Below are 14484 nucleotides of genomic sequence, written 5' to 3' on the forward strand. Positions count from 1 at the left end.
AAATTAACCATTGAGCCCGGTGACAAAAGGCTCTATATTGGCGGCGTTTTTTTCAGGCCCCATCTGTTTTTTAACTTTTTATTCAATCGTGGCTCATAACGAAGCGGCGGTTGTAGGAGTGATATGATGACGGATAAAGTCCGTATTGACACCGTAGATGCCCACAAAAGCAACGAAACCTATCTGGCCCGTCAGGCCGAATTTGAATCTAACGTCAGGAGTTATCCGCGCAAACTGCCTTTAGCGATCACAAAAGCAGAAGGCGTGTGGATCACCGATGCAGATAATAAAGAATACCTTGACTGTTTAGCAGGCGCAGGCACCCTCGCGCTTGGACACAATCATCCTGATGTGCTGAAAAGCATCCAAAATGTCATTACCAGCGGCTTGCCGTTACATACCCTGGATCTGACCACGCCGCTGAAAGACGCGTTTTCAGAATACCTTCTCTCTCTGTTGCCTGGTCAGGGCAAAGAGTACTGCCTGCAATTCACTGGCCCGTCCGGGGCTGACGCCGTTGAAGCGGCGCTGAAGCTGGCGAAAAAAGTGACCGGTCGTAGCGGTATCATCAGTTTCTCTGGTGGTTACCACGGTATGACCCACGGCGCACTGTCCGTCACCGGCAACCTGTCTCCTAAAGAAGCGGTTGACGGTATGATGCCAGAAGTCCAGTTCATGCCTTACCCACACGAGTACCGTTGCCCACTGGGTATCGGTGGTGAAGCGGGCGTGAAGGCGCTGACCTACTACTTCGAAAATCTGATTAACGACGTTGAAAGCGGCGTGCGTAAACCTGCCGCGGTGATCCTCGAAGCCGTTCAGGGTGAAGGTGGCGTGAACCCGGCACCTGTTGAGTGGTTGCAGCGCATCCGTAAAGTCACTCAGGAACACGGTATCCTGCTGATCCTCGACGAAGTCCAGGCTGGCTTTGCCCGTACCGGTAAATTCTTTGCCTTCGAACACGCAGGTATCGAGCCAGACATCATCGTGATGTCTAAAGCAGTCGGTGGCGGTCTGCCGCTGGCCGTGCTCGGTATCAAAAAGCAGTTCGATGCATGGGCGCCAGGCCACCATACCGGTACCTTCCGCGGCAACCAGCTGGCGATGGCAACCGGTCTGACGACGCTGAAGATCCTGAAAGACCAGAATATCGCGAGCAAAGTGGCCGCACAGGGCGAATGGCTGAAAGGCCAGCTGAAAGAGATGGCGAAACGCTATCCGGTTATCGGTCACGTTCGCGGTCTGGGCATGATGATCGGTATTGAGATCGTTAAGCCGCACGAAGCCGCTGACCACATGGATTGCTTCCCGGGCGACGGCGAGCTGTCTGCACTGATTCAGAAGAAGTGCTTCGAAGCAGGCTTGATTCTGGAGCGTGGCGGCCGTAACGGTATCGTTCTGCGTCTGCTGCCTTCTCTGCTGATCAGCGATGACGAGCTGAAAGTCTTCCTGGATAAATTCGAGCAGGCACTGCTTGCTGCGGGCGTTAGCCCGGCGTAACCGGAGTTATTGATTACGATGTCTGATTCAAACCCAATTTTGTTCTCCTCTGCGCAGAGCATTGAAGCTTACCAGCAGGCGATTGAACAAAGCACTCAGGCTGTGATGCAGTGGCTGAAACAGCCTGAGATGTACCAGGGCAAAACGGTCGCGGAGCTGCGCGACCGTATTAAGCTGGATTTCAACCCGAAAGGGCTGGGCAACGAAGCGGCGATTGAACGCGCCGTGGAGTTCTTCCTGAAAGACAGCTTGTCCGTTCATCACCCGCAGTGCGTGGCGCATCTACACTGCCCAAGCCTGGTGGTTAGCCAGGCGGCGGAAGTACTGATTAACGCCACCAACCAGAGTATGGACTCCTGGGATCAAAGCCCGTCCGCAACCATCATTGAGATCAAACTGATCGAGTGGCTGCGTACCCGCGTGGGTTATCAGGCTGGCAACGCAGGCGTCTTCACCAGCGGCGGTACCCAGAGTAACCTGATGGGGCTGATGCTGGCGCGTGACGCGTTCTTTGCGCGTCAGGGCCATTCTGTTCAGCAGGACGGTCTGACAGGCGATCTGCGTAAGATCCGCGTTCTGTGCTCGGAAAACGCACACTTCTCCGTGCAGAAAAACATGGCGCTGATGGGTCTGGGCTACCAGTCCGTGGTGCAGGTGAAAACGGACGAATTCTCCCGCATGGATCTCACCGATCTGGCGGCGAAAATCGAACAGTGCAACGCGAACGGCGAGCAGATCCTGGCGATTGTGGCCACGGCCGGTACGACCGATGCGGGTGCTATCGATCCGCTGCGTGCTATTGCTGAGCTGGCTGCGAAACACAATATCTGGGTGCACGTTGATGCGGCCTGGGGCGGCGCGCTGCTGATGTCTGAGCAGTATCGTCACTACCTGGACGGTATCGAGCTGGTGGATTCCGTCACCCTGGACTTCCACAAGCAGTTCTTCCAGACCATCAGCTGCGGTGCGTTCCTGCTGAAGGAAGCGCGTCACTATGAGCTGATGCGCTATCAGGCGGCCTATCTGAACTCTGAGTTCGATGAAGAAGCAGGTGTACCTAACCTGGTCTCCAAATCTCTGCAAACCACGCGCCGTTTCGACGCGCTGAAACTGTGGATGAGCCTGGAAGCGCTGGGTCAGGAGCAATACGCGGCAATCATCGATCACGGCGTGACGCTGGCACAGCAGGTTGCGGCTTACGTGAAAGAGCAGTCTGCTCTGGAACTGGTGATGCAACCCCAGCTGGCAAGCGTGCTGTTCCGCTTCCGTCCGCAGGCGCAAATGGATGACGCCGGTATTGCCCTGCTGAACCAGAAAATTGGCGATGCGCTGCTGGAGTCTGGCCGTGCAAACGTCGGTGTGACCGAGCATAACGGTATCACCTGCCTGAAGCTGACTCTGCTGAACCCAACCGTGACGCTGGAGGATGTTAAAGTCCTGCTGTCTCTGGTTGAGCGTACCGCGCAGGAAGTGATGGCGAAGTAATGCTTATCCCTCTCCCACCCGGGAGAGGGATTGTTTTTCCCGCTCTAACGCCTGTCTCCTTTTTTCCTCGAAGCATAACCGTAATCACACTGGCTGTACCCCGAGCTGTAAAACAGCGCTGCGGATTTAACAATATCGTTGAGGATTGTGCCGCTGACCTTCACACCAACATGCTGGAGACGTTTAACAGTATTCTCCATCTCTTTCACGCTGGTTTTATCGAAACGGGCAACCATTAGCGTTGTTCCGGCTGCTCTGGCGACCAGCGAGGCATCGGTGACGGCCAGGACTGGCGGTGTATCGATGATGACAATGTCATATTGCTCGTTAACCCAGGACATGATGTCAAGGAAGCGTTCGCTTAACAGCAATTCTAACGGACGCAGGGGTTCCGGGCCGCAGGTGATGACGTCAATCCCCGCTTTTTCAGCATGCTGAATGACCTCTGTAAAGTCGCATTTCCCTTCGAGCAGGCAGGACAATCCGTAGCGGTTCTCCAGGCCAAAAATATTATGAACATAGCCCTGGCGCATATCCGCATCAATAAACAGCACCCGCTGACCGCTCTGCCCGGCGACGGCCGCCAGATTCGTCGCCACCAGCGTTTTTCCGCAGTCCTGAGTGGGGCCAGAAATCATCACAATGCGGTTCTCAGCCTCCATCATGGCGAAATACAGACTGGTTCGCAGCCCGCGTACCGCTTCAACAAACATATCAGCAGGGCGATCGACGGGCAGGAAAGGCACATCCGAGGTTTTGTGTTTCCAGCGACGAGAGAACGGATTTTTTCTGCGCAAATGCGTTTTACTCCACAGCCACTGGGAACGTGGCAACGTAGCCAGAACCGGCAGCCCCTGCGCTTCCAGCTGCTCGGAAAGCGTGATCCCACGTTTGAACGCCTGGCGTACCAGCACGGTCCCCATTGCGAGCATTAGGCCGAACAGCGCACCAAGAATGATGATTAACGCTTTTCGCGGCTTTATCGGATCCGGGTGCGTAACCGCCTCATCAATGATCCTCACGTTCCCGACAGCGCTGGAGCGGGAAATATTCAGCTCCTGCTGACGCGTCAATAGCTGTAAATAAATGGTGCGGCCCGACTCAACATCGCGGCTCAGGCGTAAAATCTCCTGCTGCGTGGAGGGCATAGCTGACACACGGTTATTCAGGCGATCCCGTTCCCGCTCAAGGGTCTGTCTCTTTTCATGCAATGCACGATAGGTAGGGTGACTCTTTTTAAAGAGCTGGGAGATCTCTGCCTCCCGGAACGTCAGCTCATTTAGCTGGTTCTCAACGTTCACTACCTGATCCAGTACGGATTTTGCCTCTAAAGACAGATCCACCGAGTCACGCTGCGCCCGATAAGCATTCAGCCGTGCTTCAGCCTGATCCAGATCCGCTCTGATTTTCGGCAACTGCTCTTGTAAAAAATCCAGACTACGAGAATCCTGAGCCTCCTGGCGCGCGATATTTTGCTGAAGATAATTGTCAGCAATCGCATTTAGCACCCGGGCGATGTTGTCAGGATCTTCACCCGTCAGGGTTAAGGTCACGATACCACTCTGTTTCTCCGACTCCGCAACCGTGAGGCTCTTCTTCAGGGCGTTGATCGTCTCCAGCCGCGTCAACGATTTAAGCGAAAATTGCGTGCCTGGCGTCGCCTCAATCGACGTCACCAGCAGAACGATCCCTTGCGTGACCAGCGTTTTCCCAACCCGACCGTCTGCCTCAATGTTTTCGCCCGTCAGGTGATATTTTCCCGCTTCCTGTACGGTCAGCGTGAGCTCTTGCGCTTTGCCCTCCACCTGCGGGATCTGGAGTTCGCCTAACGTGATCTTACCCTGCCCACGCCCTTGCAGACGCTGCCAGAGACGCCCCACCACAGGCAAAACGCGCTGCTTTGCCTGCTGCGTCAGACCTAATTTGTCGACGGTCTCGCCGAGGATCATGCGTGATTTCAGCAGTAAAATTTCAGGGGCAACATCCGGCGAAACATCGGTGCCCAGCTGACTCAACCCTTTAAGCAGACTGTTATCCTGTTTGCTTTCTATTTGCACCATGGCATCCGCCTGATAAACAGGGGGCGTAACCCAGGCATAGAGACCGGCGCATAGAGTGAACAGGAATGTTACGCACAGAATCATCGTGCGGTGGTCGATCATCTCGACGAGCAAACGAACGAGATCGACTTCATGTTGTTGGGGTGCCGCTGCACCATAATTGTCTGTTGTGTAAGACGACATTAATGCTTCATTCCTTTCTGACCTAAACGACGTGCCCATTCCTGGCTGGCTTTACCCAATAGCCCGAACACATATTCAAACGCTTCCCGGCTTTTACGGTAGGGATCGGGGATATCCTGCGGCTCCAGCCATTGCCCAAAAAGCAGCGACTTTCCCCTGCTCTCCGGCGCCATGGCCGCAATGAAGCGAAGATGTTCCGGCTCCATCACCAGGATAAGATCGGCTCCCTGCATCAGATTGCGTGTCAGCCGGCGCGCCACATGACCGTCGAGGGAGATCCCATGCCGCCAGGCCACGTCCTGGGCTCTGTCATCCGCCGGGCACCCCTCAAGCCCGTATATCCCCGCCGAGGCGATATGTCTGTCGGGCAGGTGCTGGCGTAAAAGCCGCTCCCCAATCGGAGAACGGCAGATATTTCCGGTGCAAACCACGAGTATTGATTTGAACATTATTGCGGCCACGATCTGATGTAACGAACCGTTTCGGTAAGGTCATGCACCCCGCTGATGGTCGGAACAAGCAGTGATATCACGCGATTCCAGCGGGACAGTGGTGCAGTGGTGACATAGACAATGTCATAAGGCTCAAGCTGAAACTCGGTGCCTAACACCATGGCTGATGCGTCCTGAGCATTGAGCTGGTAGATGTTGGCAATTTTCTCTGAACGCTCGCTTTTCGGCAGCGAACGAATGACAAAAATTCCGGTGGCATCGGCCATATTCTGGTTCAGCCCACCCGCACTGCCCAGCGCTTCGGCCAGGGTCATGCCGCTGCGATCCATTTTCAGCGTGCTCTGTTTAACGACCTCGCCCATGACGAACACTTTCAGCGCATCGTTACGGGGGACAAACAGAATATCGCCGGGATAGAGCAGCTTATTTTGGGTGAGATCGCCATGCTGCATCAGCGCATATAGCGAGAGGCGCATATCCTTCCCATTATGCGTCAGCACGACATTGCGCCAGTCCGCGTCGGCAGAGAGCCCCCCTGCGGCGTTCACGGCATCCATTACCGTTAACGGGATATTGGTGATAGCCTGCTGCCCCGACTTCACCACCTCGCCCGTCACATAGGCTTTTTGCGAGCGGAAAGAGGCGACGCTGACGTCCACCTGCGGACTTTCAATGACATTGTTCAGCCGGGCCGTGATCTCCTCGCGTACCCGTGCGACCGTTTTGCCTGCCACCTGCAATTTACCGACATAAGGATAGAAAAGCGTACCGTCGGCATTAACCCAGTTACCGGTGTCACTGGCGCTGCGATACTGCCCTGCCGGGGTTGTCAGTTCAGGGTGATCCCAGACGGTGACGGTCAAAATATCCCCAACGCCGATACGGTATTCCCAGTTTTTGACCTGTTCATCCAGCTTAGGATTTGCCTGAGATTTCAGGGCCGATGGTCGCAATTTTTCAATTAACGAAGGCGTAAGAGGATAAACATCAATCCGCTTCTCCAGACGATCGTTTGCATTTTCTGTGGCCATCACCTGTTTTCCAGCAAGATCCAGATGCTGACCCGGTGAAAATACGCAGCCAGATAATGGCGTAATAATTAAAAACAATATCGAAAAGACTGTTGTGTTTTTCATTGAGTAAAAATATCTTTTTATAGTATTGATTATCGAATACGTGCCGAAATGATGCTTTCCATTCTAAAACAACCCCTTACCGCTAAATTAATTAACAGTGATGGCAGTAATATTTAAAAAACCACAGCATTCCTGCGGCCTGGCTTTTACAGCCATGCATCGTCTGACTTACGGATTAGGAAAGAGGGTTTCGGGCAATCTTAAATGTTCTATTCGTTTAATGCATGCCTGGATCTTTGTAAATTTGCTTTGAAAAAGTTTTTTCAGAATTAATTAATAAACCCATAATTATGTTATCTGCGTAAGCCAATATTTATTCATCGAAGAAATAATTAATGACGGTTGCGACTACACAAAACCGTGCGCTTTTGTTACATTTTTTGCAAACTCACCCTGTGAGGATACTTAAAATGAACTGTCTGCCATCCGTTTGCGGATCTGCACACAAAAAGTATCAGTAACGATATGACTGGAGAAAAAATGGCTAAGCGTAAATTGTTGCTTCTGGGTGTATTAGTGTCACTGGCGGGGGCCGCGCACGCTGCACCGCAAGCGTCGACAGCGCCTTCCGGCATCAAGGCCTACGAAGAACAAGAGTTTATTGCCGATTTTACGAAGTTCAAAATTGGCGACACCGCGCCCGCGCAGTATCAGACGCCCGAGTACACCATCAAACAGTACCAGCTACGTAACCTTCCTGCGCCCGATGCCGGCACACACTGGACCTACATGGGCGAGAATTATGTTCTGATTGGCGATGCCGATGGCAAAATCTACAAAGCCTATAACGGAGATATTTTCTATCACCGCTGATACGATCCTAATCCGTCCGTGGCAGGAGAGCGATCGCCCTTTCCTGCGCACGCTGTTCCTCCACGCCCGGCGTGAAGCTTGGCCGTGGCTGGACAGTTCTGCGTGGCAGCTTGAAGATTTTGACGCGGCAACCCTGGACGAAGAGATTTGGGTGGCGGAGCAGGATGGGCACCGACTTGGCTTTGCCTCAGTCTGGACGAACGATAATTTTCTGCACAACCTGTTTGTCGATCCGCAGTATCAGCGTCTGGGAGTGGGTCATTTGTTACTGGAACAAGTACAGAAGACGTTTACCAGTACAGGCGCGCTGAAGTGTCTGGTGAAGAATGAACGGGCTATTGCGTTTTACCATCGCCACGGCTGGCACATTGAAGCGACGGGAGATTCTCCGGACGGGGAGTATTATTTGATGCACTATCGGCTTGGGTAAAGTCAGGTAGCGCTATGCTTACCTGACCTACAAAATCGAGGTAGGCCGGGTAAGGCAAAGCCGTCACCCGGCACTAACGCGCAGAGGCGTTACACCGCGCGGAAGGCGATTTCACCCGGGATCACTTCTCCCTGCCAGTAGAGCTGCGCCGCAACGCGCCCTGCAAGCTGGCGATACATCTGGGCAAATTCGCTGTCCGGGCGGCTGACCACCGTTGGTTTCCCGCTGTCCAGGTCTTCACGCAAGGAAATATGCAGCGGCATCTGCCCCAGCAGCTGGGTGTGATACTGCGCAGCCAGCTTCTCCGCACCGCCGGTACCAAAGATGGGCTCATGGTGTCCGCAGTTGCTGCAAATATGCATGCTCATGTTCTCGACGATACCCAGTACCGGCACCTCTACCTTCTCGAACATGACGATGCCTTTTTTGGCGTCGATCAGCGCGATATCCTGCGGCGTGGTGACTACGACGGCGCCGGTAACCGGAATGTTCTGCGCCAGCGTCAGCTGGATATCACCGGTGCCCGGCGGCATGTCCAGCACCAGATAATCGAGGTCAGGCCACATTGTCTCCTGCAACATTTGCAGCAGCGCTTTGCTGGCCATCGGGCCACGCCAGACCATCGCGTTATCGTCAGTAACCAGATATCCAATGGAGTTGGTCGCCAGACCGTGCGCCACGATTGGCGCCATGTGGGTGCCGTCCGGCGAAGTTGGACGCTGGTTTTCCGCCCCCAGCATGTTTGGAATGGACGGGCCATAGATATCCGCATCCAGAATGCCGACCTTCGCCCCTTCTGCCGCCAGTGCAAGCGCCAGATTCACGGCGGTAGATGATTTACCCACCCCTCCCTTGCCAGAGCTGACGGCGATGATGTTCTTCACGCCGTTAACGCCCGGCTGATTTTTCACGCGCTTGAGCGTGGCGATGCTGTGGCTTAGCTTCCAGTCAATTGCTTTTGCGCCGGTAATGCGCAGCAGCTCAGAGCTGGTTTGCTCTTTCAGGGCATCAAAGGCGCTGGTCCAGACGAACGGCATCTGTAGCTCGATGTGCAGCGTATCGTCCAGCCATGCGACGTGATGAAGCGCTTTCAGCGTCGTGAGATTGTGCTTCAGGGTTGGATGCTGAAAATTAGCCAGCGTCCCGGCGACCATTGCTCGTAAGGCTTCCGGTGATTTGGCCTGGGATTGAGAACTCATCCCGACTCCTTTGTTCTTGTGAATAAGACCTTAGACAAACAAGTTTACCTGAAAGGCCGCGGTTTGTGCTTACTTAATAATGCCCCTTTTGGTAATATCGAAAACCCTTTTCACAGTTAAAAGAAGTAATGCCTACTATGACTCAAGTCGCGAAAAAAATTCTGGTAACGTGCGCCCTGCCGTACGCCAACGGCTCAATCCACCTCGGCCACATGCTGGAGCATATCCAGGCTGATGTCTGGGTCCGTTACCAGCGAATGCGCGGCCACGAGGTGAACTTTATCTGTGCGGACGATGCCCACGGCACGCCGATCATGCTGAAAGCGCAGCAGCTGGGCATTTCCCCGGAACAGATGATCGCCGAAATGAGTCAGGAGCATCAGACCGATTTTGCTGGCTTTGACATCAGCTATGACAACTATCACTCCACACACAGCGACGAAAACCGCGAGCTGTCGGAGCTGATCTACACCCGTCTGAAAGAGAACGGTTTCATTAAAAACCGCACCATTTCTCAGCTGTACGATCCGGAAAAAGGCATGTTCCTGCCGGACCGTTTCGTTAAAGGCACCTGTCCGAAATGTAAATCCCCGGACCAGTACGGCGATAACTGCGAAGTGTGCGGCGCGACCTACAGTCCGACCGAGCTTATCGAACCGAAATCCGTGGTTTCCGGCGCGACGCCGGTGATGCGTGACTCCGAGCACTTCTTCTTCGACCTGCCGTCGTTCAGCGAAATGCTGAAGGCGTGGACCCGCAGCGGTGCATTGCAGGAGCAGGTCGCGAACAAAATGCAGGAGTGGTTCGAATCCGGTCTGCAACAATGGGATATCTCCCGCGATGCGCCATACTTTGGCTTCGAAATCCCGAACGCACCGGGCAAATATTTCTACGTCTGGCTGGATGCGCCGATTGGCTACATGGGCTCCTTCAAGAATCTGTGTGACAAGCGCGGCGACACCGTAAGCTTCGACGAATACTGGAAGAAAGATTCCGATGCCGAGCTGTATCACTTCATCGGTAAAGACATCGTTTACTTCCACAGCCTGTTCTGGCCAGCAATGCTGGAAGGCAGCAACTTCCGCAAGCCGACCAACCTGTTCGTACATGGCTACGTAACGGTGAACGGCGCGAAGATGTCTAAATCTCGCGGGACGTTTATTAAGGCCAGCACCTGGCTGAACCACTTCGACGCGGACAGCCTGCGCTACTACTACACCGCGAAGCTCTCTTCCCGCATCGACGATATCGACCTGAACCTGGAAGATTTCGTGCAGCGCGTGAACGCGGACATCGTCAACAAGGTGGTGAATCTGGCGTCCCGTAACGCAGGTTTTATCGCCAAACGCTTTGACGGCGTGCTTTCTGCCGAACTGGCCGATCCTGAGCTGTATAAAACCTTCACCGACGCCGCCGCTGCGGTTGGCGAAGCCTGGGAAAGCCGTGAATTCGGTAAAGCCATTCGCGAAATCATGGCGCTGGCAGACGTGGCCAACCGCTATGTGGACGAGCAGGCGCCGTGGGTGGTGGCGAAACAGGAAGGTCGCGACGCCGACTTGCAGGCGATCTGCACCATGGGTCTGAACATGTTCCGCGTGCTGATGACCTGGCTGAAGCCGGTTCTGCCGCAGCTGGCAGCCCGCGCGGAAGCATTCCTGAACACCGAACTGACCTGGGATGCCATCCAGCAGCCGCTGCTCGGCCACAAGGTGAACACCTTTAAAGCGCTGTACAACCGCATCGAGATGAAGCAGGTTGAAGCCCTGGTGGAAGCATCCAAAGAAGAGGTGAAAGCGGCTGCCGCACCGGTGACCGGCCCGCTGGCGGACGATCCGATTCAGGAGACCATCACCTTTGATGATTTCGCTAAAGTCGACCTGCGCGTGGCGCTGATCGAAAACGCGGAGTTCGTGGAAGGCTCTGACAAACTGCTGCGTCTGACGCTGGATCTGGGCGGCGAGAAACGTAACGTCTTCTCCGGCATTCGTTCCGCGTACCCTGATCCGCAGGTGCTGATCGGTCGTCAGACCGTGATGGTGGCAAACCTGGCGCCGCGTAAAATGCGCTTCGGCATCTCCGAAGGGATGGTGATGGCCGCAGGCCCGGGCGGAAAAGACATCTTCCTGTTAAGCCCTGACGAAGGCGCGAAGCCGGGTCAGCAGGTGAAGTAATAAAAAAGCCGGATGAGAATCCGGCTTTTTTTTGCCTGGCGGCGCTACGCTTGCACGGGCCGACGGGTTTTGTAGGCCGGGTCAGGCGAAGCCGCCATCCGGCTAAAAATCACCCCTTCTGGTTATGCACCCGCTGCGTCAACCCACGCAGGAAATAACGCAGAAATTGATCCCCACACTCGCGGTAATTCTTATGATCCGGCGCGCGCATCATGGCGGTGATTTCCGGCATCGACACGCGAAATTTCTGCTCGGTCATGATCGCCAGAATGTCGTCAGTTTTCAGGCAGAAAGCAATACGCAGTTTTTTCAGCACCGTGTTGTTATTCACCCGACGCTCCAGCGCCAGCTCAGGAGCAGATTCATCTTTGCCGCGCTTGTCGTAGATCAGGCCGTTCAGAAAGCCCGACAGAATGATGTCCGGGCAGCGAACAAAACCCTCTTCATCTTCTTTAGTCATCCAGGTGTCGAACCCGGCGGACGTGGATTCCATGTCGGAGCGCGCAAGAATGCGCACCATGTCATTATTGTTCGCTTTCAGGGTGTAGCGCAGGCTACGAAGAATATCGTTACTTAGCATAGAGCCTTCGAATGTCGATGATGCAATGGCGCGCAGTGTATCAGTTTTACAGCCCTATCGCCTCTTTCAAACTTTTCAGGTAGCGACGACTGACGGGAACGGTTTGCCCGGCACGTAACACCAGCTCGGCCTGGCCGTTATCTTCCAGGCGGATCTCCTTCAGGTGCGCCATGTTCACCAGATACTGACGATGGCAGCGGATCAGCGGCGTGCGGCTCTCCAGCGTGCGCAGGGTCAGCTCGGTAAAGCCTTCGTTGCCTTCGGCGCTGGTGACGTATACCCCGCTCAGACGGCTGCTGACAAAAGCAACGTCGTCCATTTGCAGAAGGTAAATCCGGCTGTGCCCGGTACAGGGGATAAACTTCAGGGGCTGCTGATGCTCCGGCAGCAGCGTCACGTCCTGCGCGGTACGCTCCTGGCGCAGACGGGTCAGGGTCTTTTCAAGCCGTTTCTCTTCAATCGGTTTCAGCAGATAATCAAACGCGTGCTCTTCAAACGCCTTTACCGCGTACTCATCAAAGGCCGTCAGAAAGACGATATAGGGACGGTGCTCCGGGTCGAGCATGCCGACCATCTCCAGCCCGCTGATGCGCGGCATCTGAATATCGAGGAACAACACGTCAGGGCGCAGTTTATGCACCGCACCGATGCCTTCAATGGCATTGGCACATTCCCCCACAACCTCGATATCACTCTGCTCCTGCAACAGGACACGCAGGTTTTCCCGTGCTAACGGCTCATCATCAACAATCAGCACTCTTAACATGCGTTCTCCTCCAGCGGCAATCGTAAGGTAATTCGGGTATAGCGGTCTGGCTCACAGGCAACGGTGATACCGCAGTCGTCACCAAAATGCGCGCGCAGGCGTTTATCCACCAGGCTCATGCCCAGACCGCCTGACGCGGAAGCTTCATACAGCCCCGCGTTGTCTTCGATATCCAGCACCAGATGGTGGTTAAAACGGGAAGCGGAAATCATGATTTCTCCGGTACCCAGCAGCTGCGAGGTCCCATGCTTAATGGCGTTCTCTACAATCGGTTGCAGGGTAAAGGCCGGAAGATGCTGATACGCCAGCTCATCCGGGACGGATAACGACACCTGTAAACGTGACTGGAAGCGCGCTTTTTCAATTTGCAGATAGGCGTTTACGTGCTCAATCTCGTCCGCAAGGGTGACGATCTCCGAGGGACGCTTCAAATTTTTGCGGAAAAAGGTCGACAGAAATTGCACCAGCTGCGCGGCCTGATCGCTGTCGCGGCGGATCACTGCCTTCAGCGTATTAAGCGCGTTAAACAGGAAATGCGGATTCACCTGAGCGTGCAGGAGCTTAATTTCTGACTGCGTCAGCAGCGCTTTTTGCCGTTCATACTGCCCCGCCAGGATTTGCGCCGAAAGCAGCTGGGCGATCCCCTCCCCCAGCGTGCGGTTGATGGAGCTGAACAGGCGGTTTTTGGCTTCGTAAAGCTTAATGGTGCCCATAACGCGCTGATTTTCGCCCCGCAGGGGAATGACCAACGTAGAGCCGAGTTTGCACTGCGGATGCAGGGAACAGCGGTACGGCACTTCATTTCCGTCGGCATACACCACTTCACCCGTTTCAATAGCGCGCAGGGTATAGGCCGATGAGATCGGTTTGCCCGGCAGATGGTGGTCGTCGCCGGTGCCGGTAAACGCCAGCAGCTTTTCGCGATCGGTAATCGCCACGGCCCCGATATCCAGCTCTTTATACAGCACCTGCGCCACCTTCATGCTGTTCTCCTCGTTGAATCCCTGCCTCAGGATCCCTTCCGTCGACGCCGCAACTTTTAAGGCGGTGGCAGAAAATGCCGAGGTGTATTTTTCGAACATGGCGCGTTTGTCGAGCAGAATGCGCATAAACAGCGCCGCACCTACGGTATTGGTGACCATCATCGGTGCGGCAATGCTGCTGACCAGATGTAACGCATCGTCAAACGGGCGCGCGATCAGCAGGATGATCGCCATCTGCGCCATTTCCGCCACGAAGGTAATCGCCCCTGCGGTAAAGGGACTGAACACTTTATCCGGGCGTCCGCGCTTAATCATATAGCTGTGGACGAGACCACCGAGCAGCCCTTCGACAATGGTGGAGATCATGCAGCTTAGCGCCGTCATACCGCCCATCGAATAGCGGTGCAGGCCGCCGGTTAACCCCACCAGACCGCCCACGACCGGGCCTCCGAGCAGCCCGCCCATTACCGCGCCGATGGCGCGCGTATTGGCGATGGAATCCTCTATATGGAGACCAAACCAGGTCCCCATAATGCAGAATATGGAAAATACGACGTAGCAGAGGAATTTGTGCGGCAGACGGACGGTGACCTGCATCAGCGGAATGAACAGACGCGTTTTGCTCATCAACCAGGCGATGACAAGAAACACGCACATCTGCTGAAGCAACAGCAGCACCAGATTAAACTCGTACATACTCACAAACCGCACATTCTAAAAACGCGT

General features: G+C 54.7%; 12 protein-coding genes. 5 read left to right on the forward strand and 7 right to left on the reverse strand.

Annotated elements, in window-relative coordinates:
* The first annotated feature begins 123 nt into the window (after nucleotides 1-123).
* Entirely contained in the window at nucleotides 124-1500 is a 1377-nt protein-coding gene (locus L384_RS01825) for a diaminobutyrate--2-oxoglutarate transaminase (RefSeq protein ID WP_032628325.1), read from the forward strand.
* Between the two features lie 18 nt (nucleotides 1501-1518).
* Nucleotides 1519-2985, forward strand: a complete 1467-nt coding sequence (locus L384_RS01820; RefSeq protein WP_023324955.1) for a pyridoxal phosphate-dependent decarboxylase family protein — start codon at nucleotides 1519-1521, stop codon at nucleotides 2983-2985.
* Between the two features lie 44 nt (nucleotides 2986-3029).
* Here L384_RS01820 and L384_RS01815 read toward each other — a convergent pair whose 3' ends face one another.
* From L384_RS01815 to L384_RS01805, 3 genes are read right to left on the reverse strand one after another with little or no spacing between them, the layout of a single operon-like run.
* Nucleotides 3030-5228, reverse strand: a complete 2199-nt coding sequence (locus tag L384_RS01815) for a polysaccharide biosynthesis tyrosine autokinase (protein ID WP_023324956.1) — start codon at nucleotides 5226-5228, stop codon at nucleotides 3030-3032.
* Nucleotides 5228-5677: an arsenate reductase/protein-tyrosine-phosphatase family protein gene (locus L384_RS01810; protein WP_023324957.1), complete on the reverse strand. Its 450-nt coding sequence runs from the start codon at nucleotides 5675-5677 to the stop codon at nucleotides 5228-5230. Before L384_RS01810 ends, L384_RS01815 begins: the two co-directional genes overlap by 1 nt.
* The gene (locus L384_RS01805) at nucleotides 5677-6816 is read right to left on the reverse strand and encodes a polysaccharide export protein (RefSeq protein WP_032628327.1); all 1140 of its coding nucleotides are present in this window, start codon (nucleotides 6814-6816) and stop codon (nucleotides 5677-5679) included. Before L384_RS01805 ends, L384_RS01810 begins: the two co-directional genes overlap by 1 nt.
* A 480-nt stretch (nucleotides 6817-7296) precedes the next feature.
* On the opposite strand from L384_RS01805, the gene L384_RS01800 reads away from it, so the two are divergent.
* The gene (locus tag L384_RS01800; RefSeq protein WP_003859260.1) at nucleotides 7297-7629 is read left to right on the forward strand and encodes an RcnB family protein; all 333 of its coding nucleotides are present in this window, start codon (nucleotides 7297-7299) and stop codon (nucleotides 7627-7629) included.
* On the forward strand, nucleotides 7580-8059 hold the full coding sequence (locus L384_RS01795; RefSeq protein WP_032609688.1) for a GNAT family N-acetyltransferase: 480 nt from the start codon (nucleotides 7580-7582) through the stop codon (nucleotides 8057-8059). Before L384_RS01800 ends, L384_RS01795 begins: the two co-directional genes overlap by 50 nt.
* An 89-nt stretch (nucleotides 8060-8148) precedes the next feature.
* Here the strand turns inward: L384_RS01795 and apbC are convergent, their stop codons facing one another.
* Nucleotides 8149-9258, reverse strand: a complete 1110-nt coding sequence (apbC, locus tag L384_RS01790; protein WP_003859263.1) for an iron-sulfur cluster carrier protein ApbC — start codon at nucleotides 9256-9258, stop codon at nucleotides 8149-8151.
* A gap of 137 nt (nucleotides 9259-9395) precedes the next feature.
* Here apbC and metG point away from each other — a divergent pair, with 137 nt between their 5' ends.
* A complete protein-coding gene (gene metG, locus L384_RS01785) occupies nucleotides 9396-11429 on the forward strand; it encodes a methionine--tRNA ligase (RefSeq protein WP_023324959.1) in 2034 nt (677 codons plus the stop codon).
* A 109-nt stretch (nucleotides 11430-11538) separates the two neighbouring features.
* Here metG and L384_RS01780 read toward each other — a convergent pair whose 3' ends face one another.
* Genes L384_RS01780 through L384_RS01770 form a run of 3 tightly spaced genes read right to left on the reverse strand, consistent with a single transcriptional unit; the run spans nucleotide 11539 to nucleotide 14454 of the window.
* Nucleotides 11539-12009: a YehS family protein gene (locus L384_RS01780; protein ID WP_023324960.1), complete on the reverse strand. Its 471-nt coding sequence runs from the start codon at nucleotides 12007-12009 to the stop codon at nucleotides 11539-11541.
* A 46-nt stretch (nucleotides 12010-12055) separates the two neighbouring features.
* Complete coding sequence (gene btsR, locus L384_RS01775) at nucleotides 12056-12775, reverse strand: two-component system response regulator BtsR (RefSeq protein ID WP_022648676.1); 720 nt, start codon at nucleotides 12773-12775, stop codon at nucleotides 12056-12058.
* Entirely contained in the window at nucleotides 12769-14454 is a 1686-nt protein-coding gene (locus tag L384_RS01770; protein WP_023314534.1) for a sensor histidine kinase, read from the reverse strand. The genes btsR and L384_RS01770 overlap by 7 nt, the downstream gene beginning before the upstream one ends.
* Between the last annotated feature and the right edge of the window lie 30 nt (nucleotides 14455-14484).

The sequence above is a fragment of the Enterobacter sp. MGH 38 genome, assembly GCF_000492855.1.
Taxonomy (GTDB): domain Bacteria; phylum Pseudomonadota; class Gammaproteobacteria; order Enterobacterales; family Enterobacteriaceae; genus Enterobacter; species Enterobacter hormaechei_C.

Coding starts and splice junctions, on each gene's coding strand:
- L384_RS01780 (WP_023324960.1), bottom strand. CDS start 12,009: ATGCTAAGTAACGATATTCTTCGTAGCCTGCGCTACACCCTGAAAGCG.
- L384_RS01805 (WP_032628327.1), bottom strand. CDS start 6,816: ATGAAAAACACAACAGTCTTTTCGATATTGTTTTTAATTATTACGCCA.
- btsR (WP_022648676.1), bottom strand. CDS start 12,775: ATGTTAAGAGTGCTGATTGTTGATGATGAGCCGTTAGCACGGGAAAAC.
- L384_RS01815 (WP_023324956.1), bottom strand. CDS start 5,228: ATGTCGTCTTACACAACAGACAATTATGGTGCAGCGGCACCCCAACAA.
- apbC (WP_003859263.1), bottom strand. CDS start 9,258: ATGAGTTCTCAATCCCAGGCCAAATCACCGGAAGCCTTACGAGCAATG.
- L384_RS01810 (WP_023324957.1), bottom strand. CDS start 5,677: ATGTTCAAATCAATACTCGTGGTTTGCACCGGAAATATCTGCCGTTCT.
- metG (WP_023324959.1), top strand. CDS start 9,396: ATGACTCAAGTCGCGAAAAAAATTCTGGTAACGTGCGCCCTGCCGTAC.
- L384_RS01795 (WP_032609688.1), top strand. CDS start 7,580: ATGGCAAAATCTACAAAGCCTATAACGGAGATATTTTCTATCACCGCT.
- L384_RS01820 (WP_023324955.1), top strand. CDS start 1,519: ATGTCTGATTCAAACCCAATTTTGTTCTCCTCTGCGCAGAGCATTGAA.
- L384_RS01825 (WP_032628325.1), top strand. CDS start 124: ATGATGACGGATAAAGTCCGTATTGACACCGTAGATGCCCACAAAAGC.
- L384_RS01800 (WP_003859260.1), top strand. CDS start 7,297: ATGGCTAAGCGTAAATTGTTGCTTCTGGGTGTATTAGTGTCACTGGCG.
- L384_RS01770 (WP_023314534.1), bottom strand. CDS start 14,454: ATGTACGAGTTTAATCTGGTGCTGCTGTTGCTTCAGCAGATGTGCGTG.